The following is a 16,614-nucleotide window of genomic DNA, read 5'->3' as shown; positions in this document are numbered from 1 at the left end:
GTTTAAGCAGTTCTAAATAACTGCTGTAATTCCTTGTACGTTGAAAAAGAGAAGTCTGGAATGTGACTTCTCTTTTGTTTATATATGGCATGAACCGTTTCGATTCCTTTCAATGTACGTGAAGCATGGCGCAGGTTTTGAAATCCTGCGGATTTAACAAAACGTCGTTTGATATGTCTATGGTCTTGTTCGATGAGATTATTGAAATGCTTAACAGTACAATGTTTCGTATGCACATAAAAGCCATTATGTTTTAGTTTTTTAAACGCACAAAGTAAAGCATGAGCCTTGTCTGTTGTGAGAACCGTTGGTTCTCCAAAAGCTTTCACTAACCTTTTCATAAACATATAGGCTGCTTGATGATCTCGCTTTTTGCGAAGTTGAATATCCAATGTGTGACCTTCCTTATCAATCGCACGATAAAGATAACGCCACTTTCCCTTGACTTTGATATAGGTTTCATCTAAATGCCATACGGAATGTGCTGATTTATTTTTCTTCTTCCAAATTTGATAAATGATATTTCCATATTCATGGACCCAACGCATAATAGTTGTAGGATGAACTGAAACACCACGCTCTCTCAAAAGTTCAGATACGTCGCGATAGCTTAAAGAAAAACGACAATAGTAGCCGACAGCTACCAAGATAATGTCTCTCTCAAATTGTTTTCCTTTAAAATATCCCATATGTTAGGCTCCTCATCTCATTTTTCTACAGTCTAGCTCAGCTCCAAAAACTTTGCAACGGAACCACATCAGCACTTATTTCTAGCAATCCTCCATCTATAAGTAATTGAAGTAATGAAGGTGTCATATCAAACATTTCCAATTTATTCTCCCTAATATAGGACACAAATTGTTCCGGATTAGTGCGAACTTCACTTGGGATAATATATAAACTTGAACCATAAAGCAACATTTGTAATTGCTGAATAGATACATCAAAGGCAATTGACGCATTCAAACCGACGCGCATATTATTAGGTATTTCATGTGAGAAAACTTCTTTTTGTAAACCATAGGATAGGTTTATTACAGAATGTTGCTGTACTAAAGCCCCCTTTGGATTCCCTGTCGAACCAGAAGTGTAGATAACATACGCTAAGTTTTCCCCTGTCACCTGTTATGAAGTGACCTTTGTCAATAGTTTTTCACCCATAATATTTTTCTTGATGGCATACAAAAGCTTCAGAAATAAGATCTATCGACAGTTAACCACTCTGTTATTCGTGGATTGGTTACCTCAGGTTAATGGTTCGTCGTTAGGCTCTTATAATCTCACTGCGTGGATCACACCTTTTCAAATTCTAATAAATAGCTTGTTTATCAGAATTTCAGCCATGCCAGAAGAGGTGAGTCATAGATAGCCAGACCTGTAATTCACTATCTCTGAAGCTCATCTATGCCATCAATTGATACCTTTGATTTCTAACTATGAATCAATCAACTTCATATCCTTCCCTCTTTATTTTCGGTGAATTTTACCTGTTTCTAATCCCCATATAAAACACCCCAGTTCTCTTGCGATAGCTGTAACGGCAACATTTCTAGGCTTCCCTTGATATATCATGCGATAATATTTTCTTTGTAACCTTTCTACAGCCTGATCCGCATAAGCAATCACTTCGCTTCGTTGCCCTTTTTGTCTTGCTTTCACTCGCTTCGATTTTAATCCGATTGCTCCTTTTACCAACGCATTTGCACATTCTACAAGAGTAGACCTAACGGTCGAATTTCCTTGTTTTGTAATCGAACGTCGACTGATTTTCTCTCCACTTGAGCTTTCGCTTGGCGTCAATCCTACATAAGCCATAAATGCTTTAGCCGTGGGAAAACGAGTGAAGTCTGCAATTTCCACATGAACAGTCATTGCCGATGTTGTATCTATACCTTTTAAGCATCTTAACTTTGCGATTGGTTCTTCGTACCTTTCACGATGAGATAATTCTTCTAATCTCAAACTGAACCGCTCAATTTTATCGACTAGAACATCATACTGTAATAGGTATTCGCCTAACGTTTCTTTGAATAATCCTTGTAGATCAAGATTCTTTAACCATTTCATATAAGCGATTGTCCAGCTTGATTTCCCTTCATACACATAGCCATGTCTTAAAAGGAATGCTTTTATCTGTTGTTTTATTTTTTTCAAAGATGTTTTAAAATCACCTAACATGCGGATATACTCTTTCACGGCAACATCCTCTTCTTCTGGAACATATACTTCTTTATAGGTGCCATTTGCTAAATTAAGAGCAATCATTTTGGCATCGAATTTATCATTTTTCACCATTTTGTTTTTTGATGAACTGTACATTGTTGTGGGAGCTAAAATATCACAATCAATTCCATTTTGTTCAAGAAGATTATGAAGTGAATACCCTAAACAACCAGCCTCATATCCAGCTTTAATTTTTATATCTTCACCATATTTTGTTTTCAGTTTCTCAACGAATTTTTTTACGAGAGATACATTTGAAGCACATCGTGCTTCTCTTACAATTTCCCCAGTTGTTCCGTGTAGTGCACATAAGCTAAAACTTTCCTTGTGGACATCCATCCCAATATATATTATATTTTCCATAGTGGCCTCCTATTATCATAGGGTATAACCCCATTCATAATGTTTTCATTCATTATTATGGGTTAAAATCCCTGACTTGATAATCTAGGAGGTCACTTCATATTATCTCACATGTTGGTGAAAGTTTGCTTTCTCGAGAAATCATGGCTTGATCCCTATCTAGGCAAACTACCTTGATTTCTTTAGGTATCCAGCCCACTAATACCTCATTCGTAACTAACACTTGAATATCTGTGTCTTCTAAAATATATCGTAGGCGGCTTTCCGGATTCGATGGATCCAATGGAACATAGGCTGCTCCGGCCTTCCAAATTCCCATTAGACCAACAACCATCTCAACTGATCGATCAAAGCAAAGGCCAACTAATGACTCTGTCCCAATTCCACATTTCTGTAAATGATGGGCTAATTGATTAGCTCTTTCATTCAGCTCTCGATATGTTAGTTGCTGTTTTTCATCTACCACCGCCAACGCGTCAGGCGTACGATTTACTTGCTCTTCGAATAGTTGATGGATTGCATTCTCACGTGGATAGGATATAGTATTATTATTCCATTCTTCCAATAGCTTTCTTTGTTCAGCTTCCGTAATATATACTAGCTCCGATAGATTTTGATCAATGTTTTTGAGCATTTGCATTAACACTTTGTGTAAATGACCCAGCATTCGTTCAATGGTTACTCTATTAAACTTACTACGGTCATACATTAACTTTAACGATAACTGGATTCCTGGAACTACAGCTAACCCTAATGGGTAGTGGGTTTCTTCTACCCCTTCCAATTCACCAATTTCCAGATTTTCTGAAGACTCCTCTTTCACTGGATAATTTTCAAACACATATAAACTATTGAACAGCGGTATTCCTCTAGGAACTTCACTCCACGCCTGAATCTCTGTCAAAGAAGCATACTCATATTGTCTTCTTTCTATCTCTTCCTCTTGTATCTTCTGCAACCAATCTATTAATTTTATATCATCCATCAATTGAATTCGCGTCGGTGACGTTGTAATGAAAGGACCTACGATGTTTTCAACATCAATAATCTCCGTAGAACGCCCTGAGCTTGTTACACCAAAAACAATGTCATTTTCTCCACTATATCGGCTCATGAGATATGCCCATGCACCTTGAATTACTGTACTCAAAGTAAGTTTATTGCGTTTCGCCCATCCTTGTAACGCTTGAGTCTGCTCTTCTGATAAATACGTAACCTTCTCTGTGTAACCTTTTTCTTCCTCTTTACTTTCTAAGCCCAGTAAAGTTGGTGCAGTAAAACCTTTTAGCTTCTCTCTCCAGAATTGTTCCGCCTGCTCCTTATCTTGTTCTCTGAGCCATTGGATATATTTCTTATATGGTGAGGACTTAGGTAACTTCACAGCTTCTCCATTCATTCTCTTTTGATAGACTGTAAGTAATTCATTAAATACTAATGGTAAACTCCATCCATCCAGTAAAATATGGTGATGGGTCCAAACAATCCGATATTCTTCCTCACCTTCTTGAATGACTGTTACCCGCATCAATGGTGCTTCATCAAATTGGAAGGCTTGTTTTCGATCTAATTCCAAAAAGACTTTTCTTTTTTCCTCTATCTCTTCACTCGTCATTGTACGCCAGTCTTCTTTGTTCACTTTAAATGGGATATTTTCATACACCACTTGTACAGGTTCTTCAATTTCGTCCCATACAAATGCTGTACGAAAAATTTCATGCCGCTGAATTACAGATTTCCACGCCTGCTCAAATGTAGGAATATTCATTTTCCCTCGAATCATAAAACTCAATTGCACTATATACGGTGCAACATGTTCATCCCCTTGGTCATGCAATGTGTGGAAAATCATACCTTCTTGCAAAGGTGATAATGGATATAAATCAGTAATTTGATTGTTCTTTCCGCGATGCATTTTGTTTAGTACATTTGTCAAACCTTCTTGGCTAAGATTAGCCATTGCAAAATCCGAAATGGTCAGTGCAGATTCTCTATCTGAAAATTGGATCAATGTACTCAGTTGATATAGCATATTCTGTGCAATACTTTGAATCGTTGATTTGGCAAATTGTCCAACATTGTATACCCAAGTGAATTGAAGTTTTCCATCCGTTACAACCCCAATTACATCAATTACATGCGATCGCTTGGAACCGGCAGCATGATCTAAACGCTTAAATTCGTTCTCTGGAATAAACATTGCATCGCTAGAAAACAATTGGTCAAATTGTCCAAGATAGTTAAAACTAATAGACGGTGTATATTGGAAGCTTAATTGCTCACACATTGTTGCGTTCATGTAACGCAACACCCCATAATCAACACCCTTATTAGGAATTTTGCGAACTTGTTCTTTAACTGCTTTTAATGCTGCAATTGGCGTATTAGCATTAGTAATATTTAAATGAACTGGGTAAATACTTGTAAACCATCCCACGGTTCTCGATAAATCAACATCTTCAATAATCTCTTCTCGACCATGTCCCTCTAAATCTACGCTTAATATCGGCTGCCCCGTACATGCTGCTGTAGCTTGTACCAATGCTGCTAATAATACTTCATTGATTTGGACACGGTGAGTGCTTAAAGGGTTCCGTTGCAAAGTTTTTGGAGCTGAGCTAGACTGTAGAAAAATGAGATGAGGAGCCTAACATATGGGATATTTTAAAGGAAAACAATTTGAGAGAGACATTATCTTGGTAGCTGTCGGCTACTATTGTCGTTTTTCTTTAAGCTATCGCGACGTATCTGAACTTTTGAGAGAGCGTGGTGTTTCAGTTCATCCTACAACTATTATGCGTTGGGTCCATGAATATGGAAATATCATTTATCAAATTTGGAAGAAGAAAAATAAATCAGCACATTCCGTATGGCATTTAGATGAAACCTATATCAAAGTCAAGGGAAAGTGGCGTTATCTTTATCGTGCGATTGATAAGGAAGGTCACACATTGGATATTCAACTTCGCAAAAAGCGAGATCATCAAGCAGCCTATATGTTTATGAAAAGGTTAGTGAAAGCTTTTGGAGAACCAACGGTTCTCACAACAGACAAGGCTCATGCTTTACTTTGTGCGTTTAAAAAACTAAAACATAATGGCTTTTATGTGCATACGAAACATTGTACTGTTAAGCATTTCAATAATCTCATCGAACAAGACCATAGACATATCAAACGACGTTTTGTTAAATCCGCAGGATTTCAAAACCTGCGCCATGCTTCACGTACATTGAAAGGAATCGAAACGGTTCATGCCATATATAAACAAAAGAGAAGTCACATTCCAGACTTCTCTTTTTCAACGTACAAGGAATTACAGCAGTTATTTAGAACTGCTTAAACTACAACCGTATTTTGTAAGCAGGTTGATGTTTTTTCAAACTTTGCAACAGAACCGCTGATGTTCATGTACCAAGTAAGATATTAGTCGGTGGTGAAGCAATTATGCCGTCATTATGGGAACAGCTAGTAGAGACAGAAAAAATTGATTTTTATAACGTATACGGTCCTACAGAATGTACGGTTGATGCAACATGCTATCATATCAAAAAAGATAGTAAGAGAGTAACAATTGGCCGTCCGTTGCCGAACGTTCAAACTTATGTATTAGATAAAAATTTGTTACCTGTTCCAGTTGGTGTAACAGGTGAGCTATATATTGGGGGTGCAGGTATAGCGAGAGGATACTTGAATCGCCCAGAATTAACAGCAGAGAGATTCATCCGTCATCCATTTAATGAAGAAGAGCGTTTATATCGTACGGGAGATTTGGTTCGTTATTTACCTGATGGTAATTTAGATTACTTGAGAAGAATTGATAATCAAGTAAAAATTAGGGGCTTTCGTATTGAACTTGAAGAGATTGAAGCGAATCTAGAGAGGCATCCATTGGTAAAAGAAGCAGTAGTTTTGGTAACAGAGGATAAATTAGGAGAGCAGAGATTGGTTGCTTATGTAGTTGGAGATGGTAGTATGCATGATTGGCGTGAATATCTCAAGACACAAGTACCGAATTATATGGTTCCCGCACACTTTATTAAGGTAGACGAGATTCCTCTTACAACGAATGGAAAAGTTGATCGAAAGGCATTGAACAATTTAACTATTTTAAGAGAAAATAACTTTTCTACACCAATCATTCCAAGGGATGAAATTGAATATCAGTTGATTAAAATCTGGCAGGATGTGTTACAGATAGAAGATGTCTATGTAAATGATGATTTCTTTAATAGAGGAGGACACTCTCTCCTTGTAATTAAATTAGTTTCAAAAATTAGGGAGAAGTTTGGAAAAGAGATTAAGGTGTCTACATTGATTAAGAATCCAACAGTAGAAGGAATCGCATGCCTTATTCGTGATAAGCATGATATGACGAAATCAGTAGCAGCGCTAGTTCCACTACAAGAATCAGAGAAAAGACCTTTCTTCTGCGTTCATCCGTTTATGGGGAATGTATTCTGTTACATTCAACTAGCAAGATTGCTTAAGAGCCGTTGTTCATTTTATGGTTTACAGAATCCTCTTATAGAAAAGAAAGAAATTGACGAGTTAACTTTGCCGGAAGTAATTCAACTTTACATGGAAGAAATAAAACGTGTTCAGCCAGAAGGTCCATATCGTCTTGGAGGATGGTCTTTAGGCGGTACGATTGCTTATGAAATCGCAACTGTATTAAAGAATCAAGGTGAGGAAGTTGAGTTGTTGGTACTCATGGATACTAAAGTACCTTCAAAGCAGGATCATAAAACAAGTGAGGATATGCTCTCATATATATATGAGCATTTCATTCCTAGAGATCTTACTGAGCAGGAAGGAGACCTTGTCCATAAACAAGATATGCTTGTGGAGCAATTAATTATGGAAGGAGTACTCACGCCTGATGCAGATCTTATCAATTTGAAGCAAGTTATCAATGCGCATAGGAAATGCCTGAACATAATGGCAGAGCATGATTTAATACCATACTCTGGAGAAGTTCTCTACTTTAGTGCTGAGGAAGGAAAAGAGTTGTTTACAGATTGGGGACCTTTATTAAAAGGTAGAGTAAATAGGTATTCAGTCCCTGGATCACATGAAGAAATAGTGGATTCACCTGCAGTTGAAAAAATAGCTATGTATCTACTAAATGAATTTGAAGGAATAAAAGAGAAATCCATTTTATTAACGGAAAAGTAGAGAGTATAAAAGATGCAATGCAATGAACGAAAAGGGTAGACCAATACCTGCATATCAAGTGTAGGGAATAATGAATATATTAAGAGCATTACTTTTTAAGGGGATAATGTAAAAAGTAATTGGTAGAGACATAGAAATCTTTATGAGTTACCCATAGTATGATGTAAATACTATGAAATCTTTGTAATAGAAGCGAATGCCTGATGATATTACTGAGGAAAGGTGCATATTTTCATTGATATGTAAATATGCACCTATTCTATTGTATATGCAATAGAATAAAGTTAATTTGAATTTCCGTAACGTTCATATATGAAGTAATTCTTTAAAAAAGGAAGTGATTTATTATACAAATTCAAGCTGTGAAAATACCAAAGAATATTGAAAGTCATTTGTTTAAGCAACTTAGTAACTTAGTTTCAAATGAGAAGAAAGAACGAATGAAGCGTTTATTAAATTCATGCGACATTAATAGAACTCTAATAGGAGATTTACTAATCCGATCTCTAATCTGCCAAAAGTATAAAATTAATAATAAAGAAATTAGATTTATATATAATAAGTATGGAAAACCTTTTGTTGAAAAAATTTCTGACTTTCATTTTAATGTGTCTCATTCAGGAGAATGGGTGGTTTGTACTACTGCTAATTTTAACGTGGGTATTGATATAGAAAAAGTTTCAGAAATAGAGGCTTTTAAATTAGCAAAAGAATTTTTTTCAGCGGAAGAATTTTATGATATATCTAATATGAATCCTAATGAAAAAATTAATTATTTTTATGATTTATGGACATTAAAAGAAAGCTATATAAAAACGATTGGAAAAGGGCTTTATACCCCATTAAATTCATTCTCTATAAAAAAAGAATCACGAACTTCAATTTCATACAAGAATATACCTAAAAACTTTTACTTTAAACAATATAACATTGATCCAAATTATAAGTTATCTGCTTGTGCAACAAGAGATGAATTTCCGCAAGAGATAATAATTAAAGACATTTATACAATTTGCCAAACTATATACAAATTTGAAAGTAAGGAGAAAATCAATGCAGAAGACTAAACTTTTTTGCTTTCCACATGCTGGGGGATCTGCGTTTAACTACGCAAAATGGAAAAATTACTTTAATCCATATATTGAAGTAGTCCCGATAGAATTAGCTGGTAGAGGATATAGAATTGAAGAAAGCTTGTACCAAGGTATGGAAGAGGCCGTAAATGATGCCTACACTAGTATAGTTAAGCAAATAGACGCTTCACCGTACATTCTATTCGGGCATAGCATGGGGAGTTTGATTGCTTATGAAGTAGCTAGAAAAATACAGGGTTCTAATAACGAATTACCCGAATTTCTTGTTTTATCCGGTAGAAACCATCCAAATAGTAAAATAAAAAATATCCGATATAATCTTCCTAATGAACAATTTAAAAGAGAAGTTATTGCAATGGGAGGTACACCATCTGGGGTACTTCAATCAGAAGAATTAATGGAGATTTTTCTCCCTATTTTAAGAGCAGATTTTAAGATTGTCGAGACATATATTCATGAAAATAATATACAACCATGTGATATTGATTTTCTTATATTTAATGGGAAAAATGATGAATTTACTACATATGATCAAGTAATAAAATGGAAGCAATATACAAGTAAAACGTGTACTTTTCATTCTTTTGAAGGTAGTCATTTCTTTCTAAATGAAAATATTGAAGAAATAGCAAAGAGTATTATAGGAAAATTAAATTCTAAAAGATTATCAACTAGTTTTTAGGATTTTTCTAAGTATGCTCATGCCTAAGAAACAAAAATATGAAAGATGAAAAATACAGGCATTGCTGAAATATTGTTGAATATATGCATAGAAGCCTAAACGAACTGTTTAAAGGTAGAAACTCTAAGCAAAATGTACATGAATTAACTTTAGTTTAAGCTGGCTTTACCTATAATACCATCAAGATTCCTTATTATACTTAGTACAAAGTACACAACAGTTAGAGAGGCTGTATGTAAAGCAAATGAATATGTGAAGTGAAAAGGCCGACTCTTATAATTATGAGTGGGCCTTTTGGTTTTATGGATATCAAATTAGTGAGCAACATTTCAAAGGGTATCTTGTGATATAACTAAGTAGAATTTTTTAAACAAGGGGATGATGAGATGAATAAATTGAAGGGGAAAATTGCATTAGTAACAGGGGCTAGTAGAGGAATAGGCCGAAGTATTGCATTACATTTGGCACATGCTGGTGCGTTAGTCGTTGTTCACTATAGTAAAAGAAAAGAAGAAGCAGAAAGTGTAGTGGATAAAATTAAACAAGATGGCGGTTCCGCATTTGCGATTCGTGCAGACTTAAGTACTTTTAATGGCATTAATAACTTGTATTCAATGATGGATCAATCTCTTCAAAAATATATAGGTAATACTACATTTGATATCCTTGTAAACAACGCTGGAATTGGGCAGGTTTTAACATTAGAGGAATCTACAGAGGAGTCTTTTGATGAGGTTATGAATATTAATGTGAAAGCTCCATTTTTCATTATTCAGAAGGCTTTGCCACGTTTAAAAGATGGGGGAAGGATTATAAATATTTCGTCTTTTGTCACAAGGGTAGCCTCCCCAAGTGTTTTTGCCTACAGTATATCTAAGGGGGCAATAAATACACTCACTCATACTTTAGCTCAACAACTTGGTGTTCGTGGTATTACAGTAAATGCAATTCTCCCAGGCATAATTAACACAGAAATGAATGCTGAGACATTGGGCAACCAAGATGGACAAAAATATGCTGCAGGTTTATCGACCTTTAATAGGTGGGGAGAACCTAATGATATAGCTGATATTGTAGGTTTTCTTTCATCATCAGACAGTCGTTGGATAACTGGTGAGTTAATTGATGCAAGTGGTGGATCTTGCTTATAATATTAGAGGAAAAGCCAACTTAAATTAAGTTGACTTTGCAATTCTATTATTTGTTTGTTAAACCAGTGAACTATGTACCATTTTTTAGTTCTTAGAATAGTCACCTTGAGATGGGGCCAAATGTAGTAAGTCAATCAGGGGAGAGAACTAATTATGCTTTAGTATGATTTATGATAAGTATAAATGGTAAAAAGCAATGAATATGCACAATTTCATATGTAAATAGGTACTTTTTGTTAACTCTTTTAAAGGGAAGGAAATGTATGAAATTATTATGATAGAATCAATTTGTATTAAATCGAAAGGGGATGAGAGTATGCTAAAAAGAATGATTATAGGAGTTTCATCATTATTAGTGGGAGCAACAGTTGGCTTAGCGACTGATGTATCCGCAGCACCTGCACCACCATTAACATCATTAAATGTGGTAAAAGTTGAATCTCAATTAGGCGGGGTTGAATTTATTGGTCCTAATAATTTAAGTACAGCTAAAGATCACGGAGGGAGCTATTTATACATTTATACAAATGAAATGGGATATGGTAGAAATCCAATTGCTCAAATGAGTGGTCAAAAACTAAAAAAAGTAGATTCTAAGATGATTGATATAAATGGGGATAGAACAGTGGATGGATGGGAATATAAATGGGATGCTTCAGGACAGCAAAATGGGCAATTTAAATATCAAAATACATCTACAAATGCACCTTGGAATACATTATCTACGTCATTAAATATTAAATAAACTAACAGAAGAATTCGATGTTATTTTTTTATGTTTGTTATATATGTAACGTTTGGATACCTAAAGGAGTCTACGTTTTTAAGTAGGCTCTTTCTAACTAATGATAAGATATCAGCAAATAGATAAACTATTTTTTCTAATCGAAAAATTAAAAGTTTACATAACATTTTTCTGGTAAACAATTCTAGGTTTAATAGTGTAATCAATAAAGTAAGGGAATCTTTCATAAAATCAATTAAGTTATTTAGTGGGTCTTTCATCATAAATATCTAAAACTACATATTTATGAAATTTTATAAAATTTTCACTTTATATTTAGTCCTAAATCATACGATTTTAATACAAAATACTATAATTTGATTAGTAATAGCAGTGAAAAAAACATTAAATATATCTAGATTTTAAAGCTAATGTTACTTTATTACGTAATTTGTTTAAAGGGATATATAGGGTTATTATTCAATGTAACTAAAATAATTTAAAAGGAGATAGGAAGTTATGTTTAAAGTAAAAACAAGGGGAAAAATAAAAGAAATTGTTATGGTTTCAACGGCTTGTACCATGTTGTCAATGTATGGAGCACCAATTTCTAGTACAGAGGCAGCAACCCGATCTCATGCCCCATCAGTTTATGTAACACCACAGAATACTGCTGCTTCAGATATTATTAGCATAGACTGGTCACCAGTCCAAACAGCACCTTATACATATTGGGCTGTGCATAACTGGAATCAGGGAGGAGAAGGTGGTGGTTATGCGGGCTTCCAACAACAAAGTGGTTTTGATCAATTCGGTAAACGTACCCTTCACTTTGCGCTTTGGGATCCAATAGCATCAAACCAAGCAATAAAAGCTGAATATTTATCGCCGACTTCAGAAGCCAGTAGATTTGGTGGAGAAGGAACAGGTCTAAAGGTACAAACAACTTATAATTGGAAAGATAGTGAATGGTATCGAATGACTCTACGTTCTTGGCAAGAAGATGGCCATACAAAGTTTGGCCAGTGGATAAAAGATAATAAATTAAATCAATGGAAGTTAGTTGCTATTATGGATCATCCAGTTGCAAATGTGGCATTTAACTATGGTTTATCGATGTTTCAAGAGGACTGGGCTGGTAATGGACAAGATGTAAGAGAAGCACGTCTTAAAAATGGATACAGCAGAAAAGTTTCAGATAAACAATGGAATTCTTGGAATAATCAGCGTATCTCTGGGCAACATGATACGTCCTATCAATACGATGGAGGAGCAACTTCAGAATATCTATGGGTTAGGGCAGGAGGAAATACTCAATCAACTATTGGTACTGGAAAAACCTTTAATATAAATCAGCCTAGTCAACCAGAAATGGGAAATTTAGATTTTGATATTCAAAATACTCGCTTTGAAGATGGAAAATTAAATGTTTCATGGAAATTGAAAGAACAAAGTACTCCACAGTTTAAAGGGAAAATTGAAATCTATGACAATGAAAAGTTAATGGGACAACCTTTGAAAGTAATCGATAATATTAAGTCTTACAAAACTGAGGTAAGTCAAACTATGCAATTGCCTCAAACGGCTTTTGCTAAAATTACATTAACAGACATATTTGATCGAACTGTAGAGAAAAAAGTAGAAATTACAAATGAAAATTCTGATATTTTAGTAGGGAACCAATTTGCATGGTCCCTAAAAGGATATAGTGATCGAGAAATTGCAAAAGTAGATTATAATAAAACAGCAGAAGAGCTGAAAATCAAATTAGAAGCTGGTGTGCCGCATTCTTATTTCAATAGCACATATGCAAGTATTAAAGTCCAGAATTCATCTGGTAGCGTTTTGTACAATAAGGAAATTATGGGAAATAGACAACAAAATGCTGAAACCCAAACAGTACCTGTAAAAGTAGGAGATTATTTAGAATTCACTCATATAGAAGGGGAAGCAGCAAAGGAAAAAACACGCGCAACATTAACGAATCTTGAAAATAATAAAAATGAGACTATTGGAAAGTCAGCAAGGTATGAGGTTACAAAAGAGGGATTAAAGAAAGTAGAAAAAATGCCAGAGACAACAATTCTAGATGGAAAACAATTTGCATGGTCCCTAAAAGGATATAGTGATCGAGAAATTGCAAAAGTAGATTATAATAAAACAGCAGAAGAGCTGAAAATCAAATTAGAAGCTGGTGTGCCGCATTCTTATTTCAATAGCACATATGCAAGTATTAAAGTCCAGAATTCATCTGGTAGCGTTTTGTACAATAAGGAAATTATGGGAAATAGACAACAAAATGCTGAAACCCAAACAGTACCTGTAAAAGTAGGAGATTATATAGAATTTACTCATATAGAAGGGGAAGTGGCGAAGGAAAAAACACGAGCGACTTTAACTAACCTTGAGAATGGAAAACAGGAATATATAGGAAAGAAAAGAACATATCGGGTTACATCTACAGGTTTAATCAGACAATAGACGTATTAAAAAGTTGGGGGAATCCCCAACTTTTTTTATCATTTTAGTCAAGAGGATTCCTTCTTCAAGGAATGCGAAGTGAGTAGGTGGAGATAAACTGGCTTCGAATAACGGATAGCAGGAAGCTTTATCAATAAGTATGCAAATATTTTAAAAACTAATTTTTATACAAAAAGTGTATACTTATGACAAAAAAGTTTCGTTAAACCAATAATTTTGTTTTGGGTAAATTTAAGGTGCGTAATTAATATGCATTTTTCGAGAAAAATGCATAATTATGTCAAATTTTCTTCATTTACATGACCATGAACGTGGTATAAAAATGAAGCATATCCAAAATTATTAAAGGAGCTGAAAAAATGATTAAAAAACTTATTATTGGTTCTATTTTTTTAGGAACAGCAATAGGAGTAAGTAAACCTACATTTGCTTCAACAAATGATTCTCCATCACAGTTTCAAGATAGGGGAAATGCCCAAGTTCAATCAATACCATCACCATGGCAGTATTTAGGGCAAACCTCTAGGGAACTTCAAATTAAAACTAAGGATCCAAAAGTGCTTGCTTTTGAATTAGCAAAAGAGGCTCCATTTTACGAAGATGAATTAGTGGATGTGTGTTCTGCAATCTTAAGAGAAAATGTAAATGTAGTATATTGGACAAGTAAGGAATGGGCTAGATTTGAAGTAGGAAATTACGAGTTTAAACATGAAATGAAAATTTATAGAGATAAAGAACGTCAGCAATTAATTACTTCACTAGAATCATAAAAAAAAATAGAAGCTATCTTTAGTAAGATATGCATCCAATGTAGACAGGAAAAGAAAGCACATAAAACTGTTTCGATATTGGAAAGTAAACTAAAAAAACAAGTATAATTACTTGTTTTTTTTAGGTACAGTAATTATTTAGAAGGCTTAGCTTGTGCATGGTCACCTACATTAATTGGATAACCATAATCCGCTCTACAACATGATTGGGATACAAAAGCTAGAAAGATATCAATCCATTTATTTTTAAATTGAATTAATATTCCTCCGTCATGGTATGATTCGTTATATTTTGAAAAATCATTTCACAAGCAATATGTAATACTTTATGGGAACATTATTAAATTTGAACGATATTAACAGAACTTTGTTGATAATTAGCTAAAAAAGTATTGTACGATTAAATACATTGTGTTACATTTGTGTTACAAAACTATTACTAAATGTTATTATTGTTTCGTTAATGTTTCTTGTTGTTTCTGTAATGTTACGAAATTTATAGATGTTTTATGTGTATAGGAGTGTGTGTAGTAAAGAGTCTGAGTTGAAAATAAGTGCACACTTTAAATTTCCTTTCTGTCTGAATGAAGAAGACTACCAACTAATTAAGGGGTTTAAAGTAAAAACTTTAAATAAAATGTGCTTCCTTTCCCACACACAATTTAGTACATATTTAAAGTACAGTCTAGTTGCTACACAGACTCTTGTACATATAAACATTAAGGTGAAATAGAGATAAGGATTTATTACATAAAAAGCATTACTTAGCTAAACGTAAAAATATTATCTGTGCATTTTGATAAAATGTTAAAATGCCTAGATGATATTTTTTAGAAGATTTCTTGGATATGTTTATGAATAACAATTTCTAATACTTAATGATTCTCTACTACTGAAATATCCAATAATTTATGTAATTGGATTTATAAGGTGTATGTACATTCACTTATATAGGGAAAATGAGGTTTTTCATATGAAGTATAGTTATAAAGTTTTTATATTTATTTGGACAATTATTTTATTGTTTTTTCTACTTTATTATGGTTACAGTGAATTTTCCGACACCGAGCAGGTGCCAGTCATAACAATCAAAAAATAGAAGTGAAAAATATTGAGAAAACCAAATGAGATAAAAATAGATACAGTAGAAAGACTACTACAGGAAGTAATTAATCGTACGAAGTTAGATGAAATATTGGAAATAAAAAACTTTAATGGAAAATATGTTGATTGCTGCTTGGGGAGAAAATTGTAGATATCACAATTGGTATAAAGATATTCATGAGTTATTCAGAGATTACGATTTACACTGCCTTAGGAAAAAAAGATAGGTTTCCGAGACACCCTTTATATTTAAGTAACGATTCAAGCTAATAGATTACATAAAATCAGAGCGGATTGTGCATCGTCTTATTCGAACTACAAGAAACCATAAACGAACAAGTAAAGCGGGACTTAGAGTAAACTGTAATGGTGAAACAGGAGGAGACGCATGGGTGTGGTGTTCAATTTGTCATGAAGAACATCCCGTTCTTTTCTGATATGTTTCAATATAATCAAGGAAACCCCTATCATTCCTTACCATTATGTCAGCACACATATATGGTATACGCTCATTTAACAGAGAATTATGTAGGGGAAGATTTATTTCTTCTGCAAAGTGCTGCAGCATTCCATGATACAGGTAAACCGTTTTGCCGTGTATTTAAAAAGCTCAAAGGGTACCATTCGTATTATGGTCACGAATATGTCAGTACTCACATCGCTTGCCACTTTTTAATGGAACTTGGTTTCGAATAGGAGTTTATTGAGAAAGTATTAATGATTACAGAGTTTCATATGAAGATGTTACATGGCGGGGAAGAGGCAGCACGTGAAATCTATCATTACTGCGGTGATGAGATGCTTACGAAATTATATTTTTTCCGAGATGCAGATGCATTTGCGAAGTAA

The 16,614-nt window shown here is 34.3% G+C and carries 11 protein-coding genes and 4 pseudogenes; 10 read left to right on the top strand and 5 right to left on the bottom strand.

Translation table 11 applies throughout. The features are described 5' to 3' along the window. Positions 1 to 2: 2 nt before the first annotated feature. The 4 genes and pseudogenes from MHI28_RS04570 to MHI28_RS04555 all read right to left on the bottom strand — a co-directional run. Complete coding sequence (locus MHI28_RS04570; RefSeq protein WP_100910633.1) at positions 3 to 689, bottom strand: IS6 family transposase; 687 nt, start codon at positions 687 to 689, stop codon at positions 3 to 5. Positions 690 to 753: 64 nt separating this feature from the next. After that, positions 754 to 1,125, bottom strand: a pseudogene (locus MHI28_RS04565) (AMP-binding protein); the annotation flags it as partial. Positions 1,126 to 1,467: 342 nt separating this feature from the next. Next, entirely contained in the window at positions 1,468 to 2,586 is a 1,119-nt protein-coding gene (locus MHI28_RS04560) for an IS110 family transposase (protein ID WP_277548338.1), read from the bottom strand. A 103-nt stretch (positions 2,587 to 2,689) separates the two neighbouring features. Beyond that, a pseudogene (locus MHI28_RS04555) lies at positions 2,690 to 5,170 on the bottom strand (condensation domain-containing protein); the annotation flags it as partial. Between the two features lie 67 nt (positions 5,171 to 5,237). Here MHI28_RS04555 and MHI28_RS04550 point away from each other — a divergent pair. The 8 genes and pseudogenes from MHI28_RS04550 to MHI28_RS04515 all read left to right on the top strand — a co-directional run bounded on the left by MHI28_RS04550 (position 5,238) and on the right by MHI28_RS04515 (position 14,661). Next, positions 5,238 to 5,924 (top strand): IS6 family transposase, encoded by a 687-nt coding sequence (locus MHI28_RS04550; RefSeq protein WP_100910633.1) that lies wholly within the window; start codon positions 5,238 to 5,240, stop codon positions 5,922 to 5,924. Between the two features lie 41 nt (positions 5,925 to 5,965). Continuing rightward, a pseudogene (locus tag MHI28_RS04545) lies at positions 5,966 to 7,759 on the top strand (thioesterase domain-containing protein); the annotation flags it as partial. A gap of 362 nt (positions 7,760 to 8,121) precedes the next feature. Then, positions 8,122 to 8,826 (top strand): 4'-phosphopantetheinyl transferase family protein, encoded by a 705-nt coding sequence (locus tag MHI28_RS04540; protein ID WP_000701208.1) that lies wholly within the window; start codon positions 8,122 to 8,124, stop codon positions 8,824 to 8,826. After that, on the top strand, positions 8,813 to 9,535 hold the full coding sequence (locus tag MHI28_RS04535) for a thioesterase II family protein (protein WP_001172926.1): 723 nt from the start codon (positions 8,813 to 8,815) through the stop codon (positions 9,533 to 9,535). The genes MHI28_RS04540 and MHI28_RS04535 overlap by 14 nt, the downstream gene beginning before the upstream one ends. A gap of 386 nt (positions 9,536 to 9,921) precedes the next feature. Further along, positions 9,922 to 10,686, top strand: a complete 765-nt coding sequence (locus MHI28_RS04530; protein ID WP_001037508.1) for an SDR family oxidoreductase — start codon at positions 9,922 to 9,924, stop codon at positions 10,684 to 10,686. A 259-nt stretch (positions 10,687 to 10,945) separates the two neighbouring features. Further along, positions 10,946 to 11,431: a DUF4879 domain-containing protein gene (locus MHI28_RS04525; protein ID WP_000272949.1), complete on the top strand. Its 486-nt coding sequence runs from the start codon at positions 10,946 to 10,948 to the stop codon at positions 11,429 to 11,431. Between the two features lie 498 nt (positions 11,432 to 11,929). Further along, the gene (locus MHI28_RS04520) at positions 11,930 to 13,891 is read left to right on the top strand and encodes a DUF3472 domain-containing protein (protein WP_340827647.1); all 1,962 of its coding nucleotides are present in this window, start codon (positions 11,930 to 11,932) and stop codon (positions 13,889 to 13,891) included. 359 nt (positions 13,892 to 14,250) lie between these two features. After that, positions 14,251 to 14,661 (top strand): hypothetical protein, encoded by a 411-nt coding sequence (locus MHI28_RS04515; protein ID WP_000592185.1) that lies wholly within the window; start codon positions 14,251 to 14,253, stop codon positions 14,659 to 14,661. Between the two features lie 134 nt (positions 14,662 to 14,795). Here MHI28_RS04515 and MHI28_RS04510 read toward each other — a convergent pair. After that, positions 14,796 to 14,951: pseudogene (locus tag MHI28_RS04510) on the bottom strand (DUF2278 family protein); the annotation flags it as partial. Positions 14,952 to 16,131: 1,180 nt separating this feature from the next. Between MHI28_RS04510 and MHI28_RS04505 the strand changes: the two are divergent. Both MHI28_RS04505 and MHI28_RS04500 read left to right on the top strand, forming a co-directional pair. Further along, entirely contained in the window at positions 16,132 to 16,461 is a 330-nt protein-coding gene (locus MHI28_RS04505; protein ID WP_000240601.1) for a hypothetical protein, read from the top strand. Between the two features lie 21 nt (positions 16,462 to 16,482). Next, positions 16,483 to 16,614 (top strand): hypothetical protein, encoded by a 132-nt coding sequence (locus MHI28_RS04500; RefSeq protein ID WP_000627209.1) that lies wholly within the window; start codon positions 16,483 to 16,485, stop codon positions 16,612 to 16,614.

This window comes from Bacillus sp. FSL K6-0268 (assembly GCF_038005425.1).
GTDB lineage: Bacteria > Bacillota > Bacilli > Bacillales > Bacillaceae_G > Bacillus_A > Bacillus_A thuringiensis_S.
The sequence above is the reverse complement of the archived record's forward strand: the minus strand, read 5'-3'. Positions and strand labels throughout refer to the sequence as shown.

What these genes read in the sequence shown, in the direction of transcription:
- MHI28_RS04570 (WP_100910633.1), bottom strand. Translation starts at nt 689, where the DNA reads ATGGGATATTTTAAAGGAAAACAATTTGAGAGAGACATTATCTTGGTA.
- MHI28_RS04560 (WP_277548338.1), bottom strand. Translation starts at nt 2,586, where the DNA reads ATGGAAAATATAATATATATTGGGATGGATGTCCACAAGGAAAGTTTT.
- MHI28_RS04550 (WP_100910633.1), top strand. Translation starts at nt 5,238, where the DNA reads ATGGGATATTTTAAAGGAAAACAATTTGAGAGAGACATTATCTTGGTA.
- MHI28_RS04535 (WP_001172926.1), top strand. Translation starts at nt 8,813, where the DNA reads ATGCAGAAGACTAAACTTTTTTGCTTTCCACATGCTGGGGGATCTGCG.
- MHI28_RS04530 (WP_001037508.1), top strand. Translation starts at nt 9,922, where the DNA reads ATGAATAAATTGAAGGGGAAAATTGCATTAGTAACAGGGGCTAGTAGA.
- MHI28_RS04525 (WP_000272949.1), top strand. Translation starts at nt 10,946, where the DNA reads ATGTATGAAATTATTATGATAGAATCAATTTGTATTAAATCGAAAGGG.
- MHI28_RS04520 (WP_340827647.1), top strand. Translation starts at nt 11,930, where the DNA reads ATGTTTAAAGTAAAAACAAGGGGAAAAATAAAAGAAATTGTTATGGTT.
- MHI28_RS04515 (WP_000592185.1), top strand. Translation starts at nt 14,251, where the DNA reads ATGATTAAAAAACTTATTATTGGTTCTATTTTTTTAGGAACAGCAATA.
- MHI28_RS04505 (WP_000240601.1), top strand. Translation starts at nt 16,132, where the DNA reads ATGGTGAAACAGGAGGAGACGCATGGGTGTGGTGTTCAATTTGTCATG.
- MHI28_RS04500 (WP_000627209.1), top strand. Translation starts at nt 16,483, where the DNA reads ATGATTACAGAGTTTCATATGAAGATGTTACATGGCGGGGAAGAGGCA.